The 17820-nt window shown below is 71.2% G+C and carries 17 protein-coding genes; 4 read left to right on the top strand and 13 right to left on the bottom strand.

The window, feature by feature from the left end:
- Positions 1-62 precede the first annotated feature (62 nt).
- The gene (locus KME78_RS34820; RefSeq protein WP_219533687.1) at positions 63-1454 is read left to right on the top strand and encodes a serine hydrolase domain-containing protein; all 1392 of its coding nucleotides are present in this window, start codon (positions 63-65) and stop codon (positions 1452-1454) included.
- Here KME78_RS34820 and KME78_RS34815 read toward each other — a convergent pair.
- A complete protein-coding gene (locus KME78_RS34815; protein ID WP_219533686.1) occupies positions 1403-2212 on the bottom strand; it encodes an alpha/beta fold hydrolase in 810 nt (269 codons plus the stop codon). The two genes, KME78_RS34820 and KME78_RS34815, sit on opposite strands and share 52 nt — an antisense overlap.
- A 62-nt stretch (positions 2213-2274) precedes the next feature.
- Between KME78_RS34815 and KME78_RS34810 the strand changes: the two genes are divergently transcribed.
- Positions 2275-2694 carry a MarR family winged helix-turn-helix transcriptional regulator gene (locus KME78_RS34810; RefSeq protein ID WP_219533685.1) on the top strand — a complete coding sequence of 140 codons (420 nt, stop codon included), beginning with the start codon at positions 2275-2277 and terminating at the stop codon, positions 2692-2694.
- 19 nt (positions 2695-2713) lie between these two features.
- Here KME78_RS34810 and KME78_RS34805 read toward each other — a convergent pair whose 3' ends face one another.
- The 6 genes from KME78_RS34805 to KME78_RS34780 are packed head-to-tail and all read right to left on the bottom strand — an operon-like array spanning position 2714 to position 9227.
- Positions 2714-3259, bottom strand: a complete 546-nt coding sequence (locus tag KME78_RS34805; protein WP_219533684.1) for an RICIN domain-containing protein — start codon at positions 3257-3259, stop codon at positions 2714-2716.
- Between the two features lie 55 nt (positions 3260-3314).
- Complete coding sequence (locus KME78_RS34800) at positions 3315-4790, bottom strand: amidase (RefSeq protein ID WP_219533683.1); 1476 nt, start codon at positions 4788-4790, stop codon at positions 3315-3317.
- Positions 4791-4808: 18 nt separating this feature from the next.
- Complete coding sequence (locus tag KME78_RS34795) at positions 4809-5492, bottom strand: ATP-binding cassette domain-containing protein (protein WP_219533682.1); 684 nt, start codon at positions 5490-5492, stop codon at positions 4809-4811.
- Positions 5492-7192 (bottom strand): branched-chain amino acid ABC transporter ATP-binding protein/permease, encoded by a 1701-nt coding sequence (locus KME78_RS34790; RefSeq protein ID WP_219533681.1) that lies wholly within the window; start codon positions 7190-7192, stop codon positions 5492-5494. The genes KME78_RS34795 and KME78_RS34790 overlap by 1 nt, the downstream gene beginning before the upstream one ends.
- Positions 7183-8391 carry an ABC transporter substrate-binding protein gene (locus tag KME78_RS34785; protein ID WP_219533680.1) on the bottom strand — a complete coding sequence of 403 codons (1209 nt, stop codon included), beginning with the start codon at positions 8389-8391 and terminating at the stop codon, positions 7183-7185. Before KME78_RS34785 ends, KME78_RS34790 begins: the two co-directional genes overlap by 10 nt.
- Positions 8352-9227 (bottom strand): branched-chain amino acid ABC transporter permease, encoded by an 876-nt coding sequence (locus KME78_RS34780; RefSeq protein ID WP_219533679.1) that lies wholly within the window; start codon positions 9225-9227, stop codon positions 8352-8354. The genes KME78_RS34785 and KME78_RS34780 overlap by 40 nt, the downstream gene beginning before the upstream one ends.
- A 149-nt stretch (positions 9228-9376) precedes the next feature.
- On the opposite strand from KME78_RS34780, the gene KME78_RS34775 reads away from it, so the two are divergent.
- Together KME78_RS34775 and KME78_RS34770 are read left to right on the top strand one after the other, a co-directional pair.
- Entirely contained in the window at positions 9377-10339 is a 963-nt protein-coding gene (locus KME78_RS34775; RefSeq protein WP_219533678.1) for a helix-turn-helix domain-containing protein, read from the top strand.
- A gap of 63 nt (positions 10340-10402) precedes the next feature.
- Positions 10403-10990, top strand: coding sequence for a MarR family winged helix-turn-helix transcriptional regulator (locus KME78_RS34770; protein WP_219533677.1), 588 nt, complete (start codon positions 10403-10405; stop codon positions 10988-10990).
- Positions 10991-11018: 28 nt separating this feature from the next.
- Here KME78_RS34770 and KME78_RS34765 read toward each other — a convergent pair whose 3' ends face one another.
- The 6 genes from KME78_RS34765 to KME78_RS34740 all read right to left on the bottom strand — a co-directional run.
- Positions 11019-11735: a gamma-glutamyl-gamma-aminobutyrate hydrolase family protein gene (locus KME78_RS34765; RefSeq protein WP_219533676.1), complete on the bottom strand. Its 717-nt coding sequence runs from the start codon at positions 11733-11735 to the stop codon at positions 11019-11021.
- Complete coding sequence (locus tag KME78_RS34760) at positions 11732-13216, bottom strand: aldehyde dehydrogenase (RefSeq protein ID WP_219533675.1); 1485 nt, start codon at positions 13214-13216, stop codon at positions 11732-11734. Before KME78_RS34760 ends, KME78_RS34765 begins: the two co-directional genes overlap by 4 nt.
- Entirely contained in the window at positions 13216-14661 is a 1446-nt protein-coding gene (locus KME78_RS34755) for an APC family permease (protein WP_219533674.1), read from the bottom strand. Before KME78_RS34755 ends, KME78_RS34760 begins: the two co-directional genes overlap by 1 nt.
- A 63-nt stretch (positions 14662-14724) precedes the next feature.
- Positions 14725-15573, bottom strand: coding sequence for a fumarylacetoacetate hydrolase family protein (locus KME78_RS34750; RefSeq protein WP_219533673.1), 849 nt, complete (start codon positions 15571-15573; stop codon positions 14725-14727).
- Positions 15566-16483: a 3,4-dihydroxyphenylacetate 2,3-dioxygenase gene (locus tag KME78_RS34745; RefSeq protein WP_219533672.1), complete on the bottom strand. Its 918-nt coding sequence runs from the start codon at positions 16481-16483 to the stop codon at positions 15566-15568. Before KME78_RS34745 ends, KME78_RS34750 begins: the two co-directional genes overlap by 8 nt.
- Positions 16476-17820, bottom strand: a 1345-nt coding sequence (locus tag KME78_RS34740) for an aldehyde dehydrogenase (RefSeq protein ID WP_219533671.1), incomplete at its 5' end; no start/stop codon positions are given. The genes KME78_RS34740 and KME78_RS34745, both read right to left, overlap by 8 nt.

Here is a 17820-nt window from a genome sequence, read left to right as displayed (position 1 = left end):
CATCAGCTCGCTGACAGCGGTCGTGGGCATCGTCGGGTGCACACAAGACCGAAGGAGCTGAAATGTCCAACGTTGAGAGCAAAGAACGCTTCGTGGCGCACTGGCAGGAGCGGCTGGACGTCCTGCGCGCCAAGCACCATGTGCCGGGAGCCGCGCTGGCGGTGCTGGTGGACGGCGAGATCCACGAGCTGGCCTCGGGAGTGCTGAACCGGGCGACGGGTGTGGAGGTGACGCCGGATTCGGTGTTCCAGTCGGGATCGATCGCCAAGGTCTACACCGCCACCGTGATCATGCGGCTGGTCGACGAGGGGAAACTCGACCTGGACGCGCGGGTCGTGGACGTGCTGCCGGAGTTCGGCACTCCGGACCCCGAGGCCACCGAGGTCATCACGGTCCGGCAGTTGCTGTCCCACAGCGGCGGACTCACCAATGACTTCCACCACGACACCGGCCGCGGCGACGACTGCCTCGCCAAGTACGTCGCAGCCGCCCGGCAGGTGCCGCTGGCCCTCCCGCCGGGCACCGCGGCGTCCTACGCCGGCCTCGGGTTCGTCGTGCTGGGCCGCATCATCGAGGTGCTCACCGGCAAGACGTGGGACCAGGCGATGAAGGACATGCTGTTCACCCCGCTGGGACTCGAGCGTTCGATGACCCTGCCGGAAGAGGCGCTGCGGTACCGGGCCGCGATGGGCCACCTCGGCGCGCCGGGACAGGACCCCGACCCGGCCCCGGTCTGGGACATCCAGCCCCGCTCGACCGGCCCGGCGGCACGGGTCCTGGTCTCGGCCGGTGACATGGTCCGCTTCGCGCGCATGCACCTGGACGGCGGCGTGGCGCCCGACGGCACCCGCGTCCTGTCCGCCGAATCCGTTGCCGCGATGCAGCGTCGGGAGGTCGATTCCCCCGACCGATGGACCGTCTCCGCCGACGCATGGGGGCTGGGCTGGTGCCTGTACGACCAGGAGGGCTTCCGCGGGTTCGGCCACGACGGCTCCGCCGTCTCCCAGCACGCCCTCCTGCGGATCTTCCCCGGCAGCGGCGTCGCGATCTCCTTGATGACCAACAGCGGGAACGCGCGCGCCCTGTACGTGGAGCTGTTCACCGAACTCCTCGGCGCGCTCGGCATCATCATGCCCGAGCCCTTCGCCCCCGCGAACCCGCCCATCACGGTGGACGCGACCCCGTTCTTCGGCACCTACCGGCGTACGGGCGTCATCATCACGGTCAGCGAACAGCACGGCAAGCCGCACGTACGGTACGAATTCGTCGATGACGCGGCCGGCGTCTCCCCGCCCCTCGAATCGGAGCTGAAGCCGGTGACGGACACGATTTTCGCCGCGTACTTCGCCGGATCCGGCATCTCCGAGGAGATGCCCGTCATCTTCACCACCACGGGCGAGACTCAGTACTGCTGGGTGGGTATGCGAGCCGCACCCAAAATTGGGCTTAGGTAGGCGTCGATCAACGCTTGGGTGGCCTGCGGTTGTTCGATCTGGGGCAGGTGGCCGGCCTCGGGGATGATCTCAAGCCGGGCGTCGCCGAAGGCGGCCGCGTACGCCGTGCCGTAGGCGGGCGTGGCGATGCGGTCGCTCTCACCCCAGAGCAGCAGGGTGGGCAGGTGGACGCGGGCCAGGCGGTGCGCGAGTTTGGGGTCGTGCATGTAGGGGTCGCCGGCCAGGATGCGCATGGTGGCCATGTTCGCCTGCCGGAGGGCGATCTGCTCGGCGGGAATGCCGGCCGGATCGACGTAGAAGCGGTCCGGGGCGTGCCAGGAGTACTCGGCGGCGCTGCGGGCGTCGAGGGTGAAGAAGTCTCTGATCGGTTCGGCGGGCACGTGAACGCCGACGGGGTCGATCAGGACGAGACCGGTGATGAGGCCCGCGTTGTCGCGTACGGCCATCTCGGCGGCGGTCCAGCCGCCGAGTGAGGAGCCGATGACCAGCACGTCGGACAGTTGATGGTCGTGCAGGTAGTGCAGGTAGGCGAGGGCGAGGTCGTCGATGCCGGTGAACCAGTCGGGGCGGGGGGTGCCGTCCCAGCCGGGGTGGGTGGGGGCGATGGTGTGGGTGGTCCGCGCGAGATGGCCGGCGAGTCCGGCGACGGTGGCGGGGCCGCCACCGCCGTGCAGGATCAGGACGGGCCGGCCGCTTCCGGCCTCGGACAGGGTGAGCGGCAGGTCCGGGTAGAGCGCGATGGTGCGTGGTGTAGGCATGGGCCCCACCATAACTAAACTTGTTGATATAAGCTAGTTGAGTAAAGCGGTAGGCTGGGTCCATGCCCGATGAACTGCAGGTCCTTGGAAGAGCGGTCAAGCAAGCCCAATACCGGCAGCACCGGGCGCTGGACAGTCGGCTCGCCACTGTCGGCACCACGCTGGCCCAGTGGGATGCCCTGCGTGCGATCAGCCGCACACCTGGGGCATCAGCCCGTGCTCTGGCCGCGGCGACGTTCCAGAGTGAGCAGGCGTTCGGCACGCTGGCCGGCCGGTTGGTGACGCAGGGCCTGATCGAGCGCCGGCCGGGCCATGGGCGCCGCGTCGAGCACCATCTGACGCCCGCCGGCGAACAGGTGCTCGACGCGGGGCACCAGGTCGCCGACGAGGTCCTGGCCACCTGCTATGCGACCCTGTCGGCAGGGGACCGCGCGACCCTGCTCGACCTCCTGCGCCGCCTCAACGACGACGGCGACGCATAACCCGGCGGAAGCGGGTCGTTCAGGCGAGGCGCCACTCCTGGTTGCGCTGGGCGGGCAGGCAGGTCCACTGGTGCACGTTGGCCCCCTCCTCCGTGCTCACACCCGCCACGTCCAGGCACTTGCCGCTGTGACGGGCGACGACGGTGAAGTAGCCGTTGTCCTTCTGGACGAGCCGCCATTCCTGGTTGCGCTGGACGGGCAGGCAGGTCCACTGGTGGACGTTGGCTCCGTCGGCGGTGCTGACGCCCGAGACGTCCAGGCACTTGCCGCTGTGCGTGGCGCGGAGGGTGTAGTAACCATCGCTGGTCGCCACGAAGTTCCACTCCTGGTTGGCCTGGCCGTTGATGCAGGTCCACTGGTGGACGTTGGCTCCGTCGGCCGTGCTGACGCCTGAGACGTCCAGGCACTTGCCACTGTGACGGGCCACCAGGGTCGCCGAGAACTTGGGGAGCAGCCGCTGCGGCTCGCCGGCGGTGACGGCGTCCGCCGCTGACGCCGTGGTGAACGGGCCGGCGAGCAGAGCGGCCGCGATAGCTACGGCTTGACCAGCATGAATGAGTGTCATCGAACCTCCTGAGGCGCTCTCGAAAGATCAACAGGTCCGTAGTAACACGGATCACTCAGCGTGTCGGGGAGTTGCCGTCCGTGCTGATCTTCGTGTCGCACCCCACTGCTTCCGCTTGGCTTGCGGTGAAGCGTGCGGGGCGGCGCAGGGGCCATGGGTCCACCGTCTCCAGGGCGGAGGCGAGGCGGATGAGCACGGCCTCGTCCCAGGGGCCCGCCACGAGCTGGGCGCCGATCGGGAGGCCGGTGGGGGAGGTGTGCAGCGGAAGGCTGATCGCCGGCAGGCCGGTGATGTTGCAGACCGCGGTGAAGGAGATCATCTGGGTTTCGGTGACCCGCAGCCCGTCGGGGTTGTCGTTGGCCTCCCGCAGCACCGCGTCGACGGGCGGTGGGGGGCAGGCCATGGTGGGGGTGAGCAGGACGTCGAAGTCGCCGCCCCACTGGGCGACGACGGCGCGGGATTCCAGTTGCAGGCGGAACGCGGCCTGGACGTACTCGCCGGAGTGCCTGGTGGCCGCGCGCTCCATCCGGCGGCGCAGGTGCGCTTCGGCGAGTTTCGGCTGGTCGTACGGCATGGCCCACAGGGATGCGTCCAGCACGGTCTGCGCGTACCCCGTGATGGTCTCCTCGGTGAAGAAGCGGGGAGAGACGGGGAACACGTCGTGCCCGAGGGACTCCAGCAGCCGCGCCGCCCGCTCGGCCGCTTCGACGCAGACGGGGTCCACCGGCATGCCGGTGGGCGCTTGGGTGAGCAGGCCGATGCGCAGCCGCCCGCTGTCGCGCCCCACCTCGTCGGCGAAGGGGCGTTCCGGCGCGGGCGCCTGGTACCAGGCGAGGCGGTCCGGTACGGACATGATGTCGAGCAGTGCGGCCGCGTCGCGCGTGTAGCGGGTGATGGCTCCCTCGACGGTGGCGTGTTCCCACGCGGCCACCTGTTGCGGGACTCGCCCCCGGCTGGGTTTGAGCCCCACCAGGCCGCAGCTGGAGGACGGCATGCGGATCGAGCCGCCGCCGTCGTTGGCGTGCGCCACGGGGCTCAGCCCGGCGGCCACCGCGGCCGCCGCGCCGCCGCTGGACCCGCCCGGGCTGTGGGTGGTGTCCCAGGGGTTGCGGGCGCTGCCGAAGCGGCGGTTGTCGGTGGTCGACAGCAGGCCCATCTCGGGGCTGTTCGTGCGGCCCATGAGGAGGAACCCGGCATCCAGGAAGCGCTTGACCACCGGTTCGCTCCCGGGCCTGGGCCGGTCGTTCACGCCCAGGGAGCCGAAGGTGGCAGGCTGCCCTTCCACCTCGGTCAGTTCCTTGATCGGGATCGGCACGCCGTGGAAGGGCGGCAGGTCTTCGCCGTCGGCGACGGCCTGCTCGGCCCGTCTGGCGGCGGCGCGCACGTCGTCGTCGTTGCGCCAGACGAAGCAGGTGAGGTCGGGGCCGTAGCGGTCGATGCGATCCAGGTAGGTGTCGACGATCTCGACGGGGCTCAGTTCGCGCTTGCGGATGGCCGTGGCGAGATCGGTGGCGGCGGCGAAGGGATCCATTTCAGCTCCAAACAGGGATCAGCGGACCATGAGCAGCTCGTCGAGCCGCTGACGGGTTTCGGGGCCGGTGGGCGCGTCGAGCACGACGCGGCCCGCCTCCATGACGATGGCTCGGTGGCACCAGTCGAGCATCAGCCCGGCGTGCTGGTCGACGACGATCACGGCGGCGCCGCCGGCGGCGACGGCGGCCAGCGCGGCGAGCGCCCCGCTCACGAGCGAGGGCTGCAGGCCCTGGGTGAGCTCGTCGATCACCACCATCCGCCGCCCGGCCAGGATCGACCGGGCCACGCCGAGCTGCTGTTTCTGCCCGCCGGACAGAGTGCCGGCCGGCTGGCCGGCCCGTTCGGTCAGGAGCGGGAACAGCTCTCGCGGGTCGGCGGCGGGGACGAATCCCTTCCGGGTGGCCAGGCGGAGGTTCTCGGTGACGGTCAGTGACGGGAACACGCCGCGGTCCTCGGGCATGAGGGAGGCGCCCCACCTGGCAAGCAGGTCGGGCCGGCCCGGCGGTACGGTACGGCCGTCGAAGACGACCTCGCCGCCTTGCCGGTCGGCCAGCCCGAAGACCGTGCGCAGCAGGGTCGTCTTGCCGGTTCCGTTGCGTCCCAGGAGCGCGACGACCTCGCCCGCGGCGACGCTTATGTCCACCCCGTGGACGACGTTCGCCTGGCCGTATCCGCCGGACAGTCCGTTCAGCGTCAGCATCAGCGTGCCCCCAGGTAGGCCTCGCGCACGGCCGTGTCGGTCACGATCGCGTCCATGGGGCCGTGCGCGATGATCCGGCCGCCGTCCAGCACCACGACCTCGTCGGCGAGCTCCCTGACGATCTCCATGTCGTGCTCGACGACGAGCATGGCGCAGCCGGTCCGTACGGCGACCTGCTTCAGCTCCCGGGTGAGCCGCCAGGCGTCCTGCCGTCCCATGCCCGCCGCCGGCTCGTCCAGCAGGACCAGTCGCGGGGCTCCGGCGAGCACCACGGCCAGTTCCAGGCGCCGCCGGTCGGCCAGCGGGAGGGTGCCCGCCTCGATCGCGTCGTCGGTCTCCAGGTCCCTGTACTCCTCCGGCAGGTCGGCCCGGGCCGGTGCCTCCATGCGCGCCAGCCGGATGTTGTCGGCGGGGGACAGTTCCGTGATGACGCTGGGGATCTGGAACATGCGGCCCAGCCCCATGGCGACCCGGCGGTGCACCGGTACGGCGGAGGCGTCCCGGCCGAAGATGTCGAGTGTTCCGGCGTCGGCGGTGAGCTGACCGGCGACGATGGCCAGCAGGGTGCTCTTGCCCGCGCCGTTGGGCCCGATCAGGCAGACGCATCGGCCCGGCTGCACAGTGAGGTCCACGCCGTCGAGAACCCGGACAGGGCCGAAGGACTTGGCGATCCCCCGCAGCGACAGGGCGGCTTCCGCACCTGGCGCGGGCGCCGGCCCAGGCCGTCCGGGCCGTGCGGCGGCCGGGGGCAGGGTCAGGGTGGGGGCGCCACGGGCGAGCCGGGCGCGGACGAGTCCGGCCAGGCCGCCCGGCGCCACCTGGACGACCAGGACGAACAGGGCGGCGAGTGCCAGGATGTACCAGCCCTGCCAGGTGGTGCCCAGGATCTGCTGGCCGGTGGTGAGCGCGCCCGCGCCGAGCAGGGCGCCCAACGTGGATTCCCGGCCGCCCAGAGCGAGCCAGACCAGGACGCCTGTCGACAGGCCAAGGCCGAACACCGGCGGGGAGACCAGCCCGGCGACGGGGGCGTACAGGGCTCCGGCGACCGTCGAGACGGCCGCGCTCGCGGCGAAGGCGGCCGACCGGACGCGGACGGTGTCGACCCCCGACTGCGCGGCGCGCTCTGGGTTGCGGGCGGCGGCCGTCAACCGGGCGCCGAAGCGGCTGCGGACGATCAGCCAGGTGCACAGCCCCACCACCACGGCGACCGTGACCAGGGTGCGGTAGTAGGTGGTGACCACGTCCGAGGTGGACACCGCCAGGCCGTTGGTCCCGCCCGTGACCGACGTGAGCGTGGTCGCCGCCTTCTGCAGGAGCAGGCTGACCCCCAGCGTCAGCAGGATCAGCGGCGCGTCCGGTATGCCGGACGCCAGGCCGATCCTGACCACGATCAGCCCGAGCACGGTCGTCGCGGCCAGGGCCACGACCAGCGCGAGCGCCAAGGGAACACCGTGTTCCTCGCTCAGCGCCACCGCGTAGGCGCCACAGCCGAAGAAGGCCGCGTGGCCGACACTGAGCAGTCCGGCTCGCCCCCATGCCAGGTCCAGGCCGTAGGTGAACAGCCCGTAGCACAGACCGAGGGTCAAGGTGGCGACGGCGAAGGCGCTGAGTCCGAAAGGCACCGCCGCCAGGGCGAGCAGGATCAGCACGGTGGCGGCCACGGCGAATCTGCCCCTGTGCCCGGCGGCGCTCACGAGCATCCCTGCTTGGCCACGGTGTCGGCGATCGGGCCGAGGTCGCGCGTCACCTTGTAGGCGCCGCCCGGCTCGATGGTGGTCTCCAGCATGTTCGCCCGCAGCAGGTGGTTGGCCGGCTCGAAGCGCGTGCCCTTCCCCAGCGGGGAGTCGAACCGCAGCTGCCCGATCTGGGTGTTGATCGCCTGCGGGTCGTTGCCGCCGGCCTTGCCCGCGGCGGCCAGGAAGAACTGGATGCCGAAGTAGGCGTTCCCCGCGACCTCCGGAACGGGCGGCGTCCACTTGTTCTTCGCCCGGTAGTCGGCGACGAACTTCTTGCTCTCGGCGTTGTCGAGCTGGTCGGTCCAGCGCACGACGTGGGTGCGCCCGTTCACCAGGTCGCCGAGCGCCGGGTAGTAGTCGGCGTCCAACGGCGCGCCGTCGTACCCCAGCTTGGTGGTGAACAGCCCGAACTGCTTGGCCTGCTGGCTGAAGGCCACCGCGTCCGCGCCGACCACCATGGACAACAGCACGTCGGGTTTGGTGTCCTTCAGCCGGGTGATGACCGCCTGCCAGTCGGTCTGGCCGAGCGGGCTGTACTCCTCCGCGACGATCGTGCCGCCGGCCGACCTGGTGAGTTCCTTGACGATGCCGGCGTAGAAGTGCGGGTAGTTGTAGTCCGATCCGGTGATGGCCACCCGCTTGCCGTACGTGCGGATCATCTCCGGGACGCTGGGCAGGAGTATCTGGCGGGTGGACTCACCGAAGCCCCACGAGTAGGGGAAGCAGCGCTCGGTGTCGCCCAGGATGGCCGTGCCGAACGGGACCTTGGCGTCGTCGGCGACCTTGCTCACCGCTTCCGCGGTGTCGCCGGTGATGGTGCCGAACAGCATCGACGCGTGATCCTGCTGGATGAGCCTGCGGGCGAGCTGGGTGGAGGTGGCCGGGTCGCCGGCGTCGTCGACGACGACGTACTCGACCTTCTTGCCGTTGACCCCTCCGCTGTCGTTGACCTTCCGCACGCCCAGCTCGAAGCCGCGCTGGAGCGCCTTGCCCGTATCGCTCACCGGGCCGGTGAGCGGGAGGACCACGCCGATCTTCAACGGCGCCTCGGTGTCGCCCGCGGAGTCGGAGACGGCCGAGCCGCTGCACGCCGTGAGGGCCAGCAGGACGGCCATGGTGGTCGTCAGGACGGCCGTGCGGGAGTAAGGATGCGACGGGACCATGAGAGCAACCTCCGTATGTGGGAACGCGACCGGAGCGCCGCGGCCCCGATGACGACGATGTAGAAGAGCGCGTCGGCGAGGGTGTCGGTGAGCCAGGTGCGCAGCAGCACCGCCAGGGCCGCCACCAGGAGCGCCGCGATGACCGCCGTCCCCAGGGCGCCCGGGCGGCTGAACAGCAGCGCGAAGAACACGGGCACGAGCAGGCCGAAGCCCATGGTCGGATTCACCGCAAGGAGTGGGCTGTACAGGACCCCCGCCAGCACGGCCAGCATCCCTCCGGCGACGAAGGCCGCGGTCCGTATCCGGCGCGGATCGGTGCCGAGCAGCGCCGCCATCGTGGCGTTGTCCGCGACCGCGCGCAGCGTGAGCCCCCAGCTCGTCCGGTAGGCCACCAGCAGGACGCCGCCGATGACGGCCGCGGCCACCAGGGCGGAGATCAGCCGGTACGCCGGATAGGGAGTGCCCAGCACCTCGACCGTGCTCCCCACGGGAGCCGCGACAGTCCGCGACGTCGAGGTGAACAGCAACTCGGCGCCCTGCCGCAGCGCCATGCCCACACCCCAGGTGACCAGCATCGTGGCCAGGCCGTCCGCCAGCGGCCGCCGCAGCAGAGCCCGCTCGATCACGATCAGCAGCGGGACGGACAGCACGAGGGCCAGCAGCACCCGCCACCCGAACGCGACGGTGGTGGCGGTGGCGGCCACGTACGCGCCGGTCATGGCCAGGTCGCCTTGGGCGAGGTTGACCACCCGCAGCGCGGCGAAGACGATCGCGACGCCGAGGGTGAGCAGACCGTACAGCCCGAACTGGCTCAAGATGGCGAGCAGAACGTCCACGCTGGTCCGCCTTTCACCTGTTGACCAGAAGGAATGCTCAGATGATGGCCGCGAGGTGACGGACGAACTGGTGCGACAGCGCACACTTGTGGTCTTCCAGCGCTTGGGACGACACTGAGTGACGCGCAACGGCTGGTGGAGGAGTAGCCATGCCCTACGAGCAGAGAGCGGACGGGACCCTCGTCTACGGCTATCTCGACCCCGCCGCACGCCCGGGTACGCACGCGTCCGACGCGGTTCTCGTGCGGGATGAGGGTCAGGTTTATCAGGCGGAGATGCGGCCGTACCGCTTCGGCCTGCTGGGCGCGTGCGAGATCGCCGGCGAGCAACGGGTACGGGTGAACTCCCTCCGGTCGACGATCGTGCCGGAGGGTGAGCATCTCCTCGGCCTGGTCCGGTACGGACACGCCTGGCTGGAACAGGACGGTCGCCTCGCCTCGCTGTCCCCTGGCGAGTTCACGCTCTATTGCGGCTCGCGGCCGTTCCGGCTGGAGTTCGACGGCCCCTACCGCTACTTCCTGATCAGGATCGCGGCGATCCCGGCGGATCCTCTCTTCGGCACGGCCCGCGGCGTCACCGCGAACCCTGAGATCCTCCGGCTGCCCAGCGCCCGGATCCTGGCGGCCATGCTGATGGAGCTGGCCGACCAGGCGCCGGAGCTGGGTCCGCTGGCCGGGCGCGAGCTGGGCCACCACGTCACCGCCATGCTCAAGACAGTGCTGTGCGAGTCGTCCCGGCCCGGCCCGCCCGTTGAGGGCGTTTCCCTGCTGGAGCGGATACTCGACCACATCGACCGCCACCTCGGTGACGACCTGGTCCCCGGCGCGATCGCCGCCGCCCACCACGTTTCGGTGCGCTACCTGCACAAACTGTTCGAGCAGCATGGCCGGCCCGTCAGCGACCACGTGCGCAGCCGGCGGCTGGACCGCATCCGCCAGGACCTCGCCGACCCGGCACTCGCCGGCCTGCCCGCCCAGGCCGTCGCCGGACGCTGGGGGATCAAGGACCCCAGCCACTTCAGCAAGCTGTTCCGGGCGGAGTACGGGATCTCACCCCGCGAGTTCCGGCGCGAGGCGACCGCGTCACCTGGTGAGATCGTCCGCCACGGATAGCAAGGCCGGCCGGTATAATTTGGGTCCGAACGAATTTCGGCTCATAGGCGAAGGAGTGGCCGCGTGCCCGGGCAGCGATCCATTACCGAGGCGGAGAAGCTGGCCGAGGCGAAGCTCGGGGGCACACCGGTGCGCCACGAGCGCATGGCGCTGGTGGCCAACATCTACCGCGCCGCGGCGGCGGTCCGTCAGCATCTGGAGAACGCGGTGCTGAGGAGCAGCGATCTCAGCTGGACCGCGTTCGTCGTGCTCTGGGTGATGTGGATCTGGGGGGAGTCGGAGAGCCGCCACGTGGCGGAGGAAGCCGGTATCTCCAAAGGCACGCTGACCGGCGTCGTTCGCACACTGGAGTCGCGCGGCCTGGTCAAGCGCGCGGAGCACGCCTCCGATGGCAGGCTGTTGCTGCTCAGCCTCACCGAGGAGGGCGAGGCGCTCATGCGGCGGCTCTTCCCCGACTTCAACGACGAGGAGACCTTCGTCACCGGCCGGCTCGACGATGACGAATGCCGGGCTCTGGCCGATGGGTTGCGCAAGGTCGTGCTGCAGGTGGAGGAGCAGGGTGAGGCGCGCAGGATCGCGCTGCTCGACGGTGCCGAGCCGACCCCCCGTCGCAGCGGTCGCCGCCGTCAGGCCGCGCCCGAAGCAGGCTGACCCACCCGGCGCTCACCGGTCTGCTGGATCAGGCACGCGGTAGGGCCGCCGCGACGAAGGCATCGAAGAGGGCCTGCTGGACGGGGTCCTGATGGGCGCCGTCCTCGGGGTGCCACTGCACGGCGACGAACCAGGAGGCCAGGGCGGGCGCTTCGAGCGCCTCGACGGTCCCGTCGGCGGCCTCGGCCGTGACGACCAGCCCGGCGCCGACCAGGGTCACGCGTTGGTGGTGGTAGCAGGACGCCGTCACCTTCTGCGCTCCGGTGATGCCTTCCAGGAGTGACCCGGGCAGCAGCGCGACCGGATGCACGACGTGGCGGTGTTCCCCGTCGCCGGCGTCCTGCTCCAGGGTGCCGCCGAGCGCGGTGTTGACGACCTGGAGACCGCGGCAGACGGCCAGCAACGGCAGGCCGGCGGCCACCGCCTGACGGGCGGCCTCCAGGTCGAAGCCGTCCTGCTCGTCGTCCACGTCGTAGACGCTCTCGTGCGCGATCGCCGCGCCGTACCGGTGCGGTGCGATGTCGCCGCCGCCGGGCAGCAGGACGGCGTCGAAGCGGGTCAGGCGGGCGGCCACCTCCGCCGGGTCGGCGGTGCCGCCCGGAGCGTGCGGGTGCAGCGAGACGGGTTCGCCGCCCGCGCGCCAGACGGCCTCGACCAGCGCGCGGGCGTTCACCTCCGCGGCGTGGCGGAGGGCGGAGGCCGAGGCGGAGAACCGGGCGGGGATGGCGATCAGGGGACGGGTCAAAGCTGGATCCAGGTGGTCTTGAGCTCGGTGTACTTCTCCAGGGCATGGGCGGACTTGTCCCGGCCGTTGCCGGACTGCTTCATGCCGCCGAACGGCACGGTCAGGTCGCCCTCCTCGTAGCAGTTCACCCAGACCGTTCCGGCGCGCAGGGCGCGGGACACCTGGTGCGCGGTGGACAGGTCGGCGGTCCACAGCCCGGCGGCCAGGCCGTACTCGGTGGCGTTGGCGAGCGCGACCGCTTCATCCAGATCGTCGAAGGCGAGCACGGACAGCACCGGCCCGAAGATCTCCTCGCGGGCCAGCCGCATCCCCGGGGCCACCCGGTCGAACACGGTGGGCTCCAGGTAGCTGCCGCCGGTGTCGGCCAGGGTGCGCGATCCGCCGGTACGCAGCCGGGCACCCTGTCCGACACCGGTCTCCACATGGCCGAGCACCCCTTCGAGATGGGCCTCGCCGACCAGGGCGCCCATCTCGGTGGCGGGGTCGAGCGGGTCGCCGACCCGCAACTCGCGGGCGCGGGCGACGACGGCCTCGGTCACGCGCTCGGCGATGGAGGAATGGACGAGCAGGCGAGAGGGCGCGGTGCACATCTCGCCCTGGTTGAAGAAGATGCCCCAGGCGGCCGTGGCCGCCGCGCGGTCCAGGTCGGGGGCGTCGGGCAGGATGATGTTGGGCGACTTGCCGCCGAGCTCCAGCCAGACCCGCTTGAGGTTGGAGTCGGCGGAATACCGCAGGAAGTGGCGGCCGACGGCCGTGGATCCGGTGAAGGCCAGCACGTCCACGTCCGGGTGCAGGCCGAGTGCCCGTCCGGCGGCGGGGCCGTCTCCCGCGACCACGTTGAACGCGCCGGGCGGGAGTCCCGCCTCGGTCGCCAGCCGCGCCAGTGCGAGCGCCGACAGCGGCGAGCGTTCGGAGGGCTTGAGCACGACCGTGCAGCCCGCCGCCAGGGCGGGGGCGACCTTCCAGGCGGCGATGGTGAGCGGGAAGTTCCATGGCACGACCGCGCCGACCACGCCGGCGGGCTCGCGAGTGACGAGCGCCAGGGCGTCGAGGGCTGTGTGCGGCGATTCGTCGGTGAGTTTGTCGGCGAGCTGGCCGTACCAGCGGAAGGTGGAGATGGCGGCACGCAGCTCGATCTCGTAGGCGTCCTTGATCGGTTTGCCCATCTCCAGGCTGATGGTCAGCGCGAGGCTCTCGCGGTGTTCTTCCATCAGATCGGCGAGCCGCAGCAGGGCGCGGCCGCGTTCGGCGGGTGCCAGGCGCGGCCAGGGACCGCGGACGAAGGCGCGGCGCGCGGCGGCCACGGCGAGATCGACCTCGGCGGCTCCCGCGTCCGCGACCTCGGCCAGGACGCGGCCGTCGCGCGGGGACACGACCGTGAAGACGGCGCCGCCGCCGGGCTCGTCGGCGCCGTCGATGTGGTGCTGGGTGGCGAAGACCGGCCGCATGGCGCGGCCGGCCCACTCCTGGTGTCCGATCATCACGCAGCCCGGCCCCGCGTCCGCAGGGCGGCGAGCACGCCGAGGAGCATCACGACCGGTACGCCGCACGCGAGCCAGATCGCGGTGGTGGTGGAGCCGCCGATGAGCGTGGGGAAGTTGGCCAGGATCAGCCAGAGCGCGCCACCCATGCCGACCGCGCCGAGCGCCGGTGCGATGAGCGTGTGCCAGGGCCGTGTGTCGACGCGTTCCCTGCGGAAGAACGCGATCACCGAGACCGAGGTGAGCAGGTACATGAGCATCATGGCCAGCACCGCCACGCCGCTGAACCAGGAGAACAGGGTGAGCACCGGGTCCCCGCCGGTCACCGCGAACGGCAGGATGAGCAGCACGGCGATGATGGTCTGCGTCAAGCCGGCCAGCCACGGCGCGTGGCGGCGGTTGAGCGAGGCCAGCCGCCGGGGCAGCACCCCATCGCGGCCGAGCGAGAACAGGTAGCGGCTGGCGGAGTTGTGGAAGGCGAGCACGCCGGCGAACAGCGAGGTGGCCAGCAGGATCGGCAGCACCTCGTTGGCCCAGGCGCCGAGCTGGGCCGCCACCGGAGCGAAGACGAACGCCGCGGAGTCGCCGCTCTCCAGCGCCTGGCCGGCGGCGGCGACCGCCTTGGAGGAGCCGTGAGCGGAGACGAGCATCCACGACGTGAAGACGAAGAAGGCGCTCACTACGAGCACGGACAGGTAGGTGGCGCGGGGGACGGTACGCCGCGGGTCGCGCGCCTCCTCGCCGTAGATGGCGGTGGCCTCGAAGCCGAACATCGACGCCACGGCGAACATCAGCGCCACCCCGGGGGCACCCGACAGAGCGGCGCTCGGCGAGAAGCTCTCGGCGAGGCCGAGGCCCTCGGGACCGCCGCCCTTGACCAGGGTGATCAAGCCGAAGACGAACAGGATGCTGAACTCGGCGAGCACGAAGATCGCCAGCACCTTCGCGCCGAGCTCGATGCCGGCCTGCCCGAGCCCCTGCACGATGGCGATGGTCACCAGGGACCAGACCCACCAGGGCGCGGCCAGACCGGTGTACTGGTCGACGAGGCCGGAGACGATGGCGCCGTACAGGCCGTACATGGCGGCCTGGATGGCGCAGTAGGCGAACAGCGCGACGGCGGCGCTGCCCGTCCCGGCGGTCCTGCCGAGGCCCTTGCCGATGTAGACGTAGAAGGCTCCGGCGTCGACGACGTGCCTGCCCATGGCCACGAAGCCGACCGAGAAGAGCAGGATGAGCAGCCCGGAGGCGAGGTAGGAGGCGGGGACGCCGGGGCCGTTGCCGAGGGCCACGGCGATGGGGACGGCGCCGGCGATGCCGGTCAGCGGCGCCTGCGCGGAGAGGACGAAGAACAGGATGCCGAGCACGCCGAGCGCGTTCGGCTTGAGCCTCCTGGCGGCTGGAGGCTCGACGGTCGCCGCTGCGGTGGTCGCTGGAATGTCCACTGGTGGTTCACCTGCCGGTCTGAGGTGGAGCGGATCGTTGGGTTAGGGGATGGTGAAGCCGTCTCAGCCGCGCTGAGGCGCCCGGATGCCGCGGAACTCCCACTCGCCGCCGAGGGCCGTGGAGAGGACCTCTTCCGACTCGGTGGGTTGTGCCCCGATATCGGGGCGGATCATGGTGGGGCCGGTGACGACGCGGTTGGCGAGCCGTCCCAGGCCCTCGGCCTCGACCTCGACCAGGTCACCCGGCTGGACGGGCCGGGAGTTGGCGGGGGTGCCGGAGAGCAGGACATCGCCGGGGAACAGGGTGATGGTGCGGGCGATGTCGGCGACGAGATAGTGCATGTCCCAGGTCATCTCGTCGGTGGAGCCGTCCTGGACGAGCTCTCCGTTGACATAGGTACGCAGGTACTTGCCGTGGAAGTCCCAGCCGGTGACCAGCCCGGGGCCGAGCGGGCAGAGCGTGTCGGATCCCTTGACGCGCAGCATGGAGCCGGCGTCGGTGTCGCGGAAGTCGTGCAGGCCGAAGTCGTTGGCGACGGTGTAGCCCGCGATGTACGCCCCCGCCTCCTCCTGGGAGACGTTGCGGCAGGTCCGGCCGATGACGATGGCGATCTCGCCCTCGTAGTTGAGCCACTTGCAGCCCTCGGGCCGGACGACGTCACCGCGGTGGGAGTTGAGGGAGGAGGTCGGTTTGTGGAAGTACGTCGGCGTGGCGGGCAGCCGGATCTGGAACTCCTCGACCCGGCTGCGGTGGTTGAGGTGCACAGCGATGATCTTCGAGGGGACGACCGGCGGCAGGTGGGCCGCCTCGGCGGTCTTGACCCGGCGGCCGTCGCCGGCGACCAGTTCGTCGCCGTCTCGTACGGTCTCGACGACGGCTCCGTCGAGGAGGACGCGGCGATACTCAGGCATGGGCGTGCTCCTGCTCTGCGCGGAGGGGGGTCCAGCCGCCGGATGGGCGGTCGAACCAGAGGTGGACCTGGCCGGTGCCGATGGAGTTCTCGTACTCGCCGTACTGGCGGGCGGGCGCGGTGCAGGCCGCCTCGCCCAGAGCGCCGGCCATCATCAGGTAGTGGTAGAAGCGGGCCTCGGGCTTGAACCTCCAGAACTCCGGCATCGTCCGCAGCACCCGGTCGTGGCGGCCCTGCTTGAACCAGGCGATGCGCTCCAGGTCGGCCGCCCGCGCCTCCGGGGTGAAGATGTGCCGGGTGTCGCCGGCCTCGTGGTCGCGCAGCTCGCGCAGCGGCCAGAAGGTGTGCGACAGCGCGCCCGAGGCGATGATCAGCACCCTGCGGCCGGGGGTGGCGGCGATGCCGTCGGCCAGGGCGCGGCCCAGGCGCAGGTGGTCCTCCATGTCACCGGTCTGGCACACCCCGATCGTCACCCACCGCTTGTCCGGCAGGCCCTCGCCGAGGTACTTCCACAGGTTGGTCGTGGCGTAGTAGATCGGCAGGTACGCGTCGTCGATCGGGGTGATCCAGGTGCCGTGCTTGTCGGCGAACGCGGCGACGTTGCGGGCCAGTTCGGGGTCGCCGGGGAAGTCGTACGGCATGCGGCACATGCCGCGCGGCAGCTCCTCGGAGGTGAACAGCCCCGCCCGGCGGTCGTGCGCGGTGACCACGAACTCCACCGTGGTGGCCCAGTGCGAGTCCAGCACCACGACGGTGTCGTAGTCGAGGGTCTCGAAGACCTCGCGGCGCAGCTCGCGCAGGCCGGTGACGAGGGTGATCTCCTTGCCCTCGTTCAGCTCCAGGCGCTCCTGCTCGGGCAGCACGATGGTGGGGACGTGCGCCAGCAGGCCGGCCCCGACGATCTCACCCATGGTCCTGCCATCCCTTCGGTGCGGTGACGGTGTTCTTCAGGTCGCAGTAGAAGTCGAAGCTCCACGTGCCGCCCTCCCGGCCGACGCCGGACTGGCGGGAGCCGCCGAAGGGGGCGCGCAGGTCCCGGACGAAGAAGCAGTTGACCCAGACCGTGCCCGCGACGAGGCGGGACGTGACGCGCTCGGCGCGGGCGCGGTCGCCGGTGGCGAGGGTGGCGGCCAGCCCGAACGGGGTGTCGTTGGCCAGCCGGACCGCCTCCTCCTCGGTGTCGAAGGTCTGCAGGGTCAGCACCGGCCCGAAGACCTCCTCTTGGACGATCTCGCTGTCCTGGGCGACGCCGCTGAGCAGCGTCGGCCGGTAGTACAGGCCGCCGAGATCGGTGTTGGGCCCGCCGCCGATGACGGCGCGCGCCCCGGTGGCGAGCGCCCGCCGGACGAAACCGTCGATCTTGTCGACCTGCCGGGCGTGGATGTTGGGGCCGATGTCGGTGGCCTCATCGCGCGGGTCGCCCTGCCGCAGCGTCGCGGCCTTGGCGGTGAAGCGGCGGACGAACTCCTCCGAGATGGAGGACTCGACGAGTAGCCGGGTCGCGGCCAGGCACACCTGGCCGGCGTTGTCGTACTGCTCGACCGCCAGGTCCACGGCCAGGTCGAGGTCGGCGTCCGCGAAGACCAGCAGGGGCGACTTGCCGCCCAGTTCGAAGCTGGCCGGGACGAGGTTGGCGGCGGCGGCCCCGGCGATGTGCTTCGCGGTCGGCACGGAGCCGGTGAAACTGATCCGGCGCACGCCCGGGTGGGAGACCAGGGCGGAGCCGGCCTCGGCCCCGTACCCCTGCACGACGTTGAACACGCCCGCGGGCACCCCGGCCTCGGCGGTGATGTCGGCGAGCAGCGAGGCGGTGAGCGGGGACCACTCGGCGGGCTTGAGCACCACCGTGTTGCCGGCCGCCAGCGCCGGGGCGATCTTCCAGGTGGCCAGCATCAGCGGCGCGTTCCACGGCGTGATGAGCACGCACGGCCCGGCCGGATTCCACGAGACGCGATTGGTGTGGCCGCGCGTGTCGAAGTCCTCGTGCGCCAGTTCCAGCAGCCAGTCGGCGAAAAACCGGAAGTTGTGCGCCACGCGCGGCATGACGCCTCGCCGGTGCGAGCGCAGCAGCGCGCCGTTGTCGCTGGTCTCGACGATGGCCAGGTCGTCCAGCCGCTTCTCGACGCCGTCGGCGACCGCGCGCAGGAGCCGGGCGCGTTCGGCGCGCGGCGTGGCGGCCCAGACGGGGAAGGCGGCCGCGGCCGCGGCGACGGCCGCCTGCGCCTCGGCCTGCCCGCCGCGGGCGATC

This window comes from Nonomuraea guangzhouensis (assembly GCF_019396345.1).
GTDB lineage: Bacteria > Actinomycetota > Actinomycetes > Streptosporangiales > Streptosporangiaceae > Nonomuraea > Nonomuraea guangzhouensis.
The sequence above is the reverse complement of the archived record's forward strand: the minus strand, read 5'-3'. Positions and strand labels throughout refer to the sequence as shown.

Bases quoted from the DNA above. Each gene is read 5' to 3' on its own strand.
- KME78_RS34820 (WP_219533687.1), top strand. From the start codon at position 63: ATGTCCAACGTTGAGAGCAAAGAACGCTTCGTGGCGCACTGGCAGGAG.
- KME78_RS34815 (WP_219533686.1), bottom strand. From the start codon at position 2,212: ATGCCTACACCACGCACCATCGCGCTCTACCCGGACCTGCCGCTCACC.
- KME78_RS34810 (WP_219533685.1), top strand. From the start codon at position 2,275: ATGCCCGATGAACTGCAGGTCCTTGGAAGAGCGGTCAAGCAAGCCCAA.
- KME78_RS34805 (WP_219533684.1), bottom strand. From the start codon at position 3,259: ATGACACTCATTCATGCTGGTCAAGCCGTAGCTATCGCGGCCGCTCTG.
- KME78_RS34800 (WP_219533683.1), bottom strand. From the start codon at position 4,790: ATGGATCCCTTCGCCGCCGCCACCGATCTCGCCACGGCCATCCGCAAG.
- KME78_RS34795 (WP_219533682.1), bottom strand. From the start codon at position 5,492: ATGCTGACGCTGAACGGACTGTCCGGCGGATACGGCCAGGCGAACGTC.
- KME78_RS34790 (WP_219533681.1), bottom strand. From the start codon at position 7,192: ATGCTCGTGAGCGCCGCCGGGCACAGGGGCAGATTCGCCGTGGCCGCC.
- KME78_RS34785 (WP_219533680.1), bottom strand. From the start codon at position 8,391: ATGGTCCCGTCGCATCCTTACTCCCGCACGGCCGTCCTGACGACCACC.
- KME78_RS34775 (WP_219533678.1), top strand. From the start codon at position 9,377: ATGCCCTACGAGCAGAGAGCGGACGGGACCCTCGTCTACGGCTATCTC.
- KME78_RS34760 (WP_219533675.1), bottom strand. From the start codon at position 13,216: ATGATCGGACACCAGGAGTGGGCCGGCCGCGCCATGCGGCCGGTCTTC.
- KME78_RS34750 (WP_219533673.1), bottom strand. From the start codon at position 15,573: ATGCCTGAGTATCGCCGCGTCCTCCTCGACGGAGCCGTCGTCGAGACC.
- KME78_RS34745 (WP_219533672.1), bottom strand. From the start codon at position 16,483: ATGGGTGAGATCGTCGGGGCCGGCCTGCTGGCGCACGTCCCCACCATC.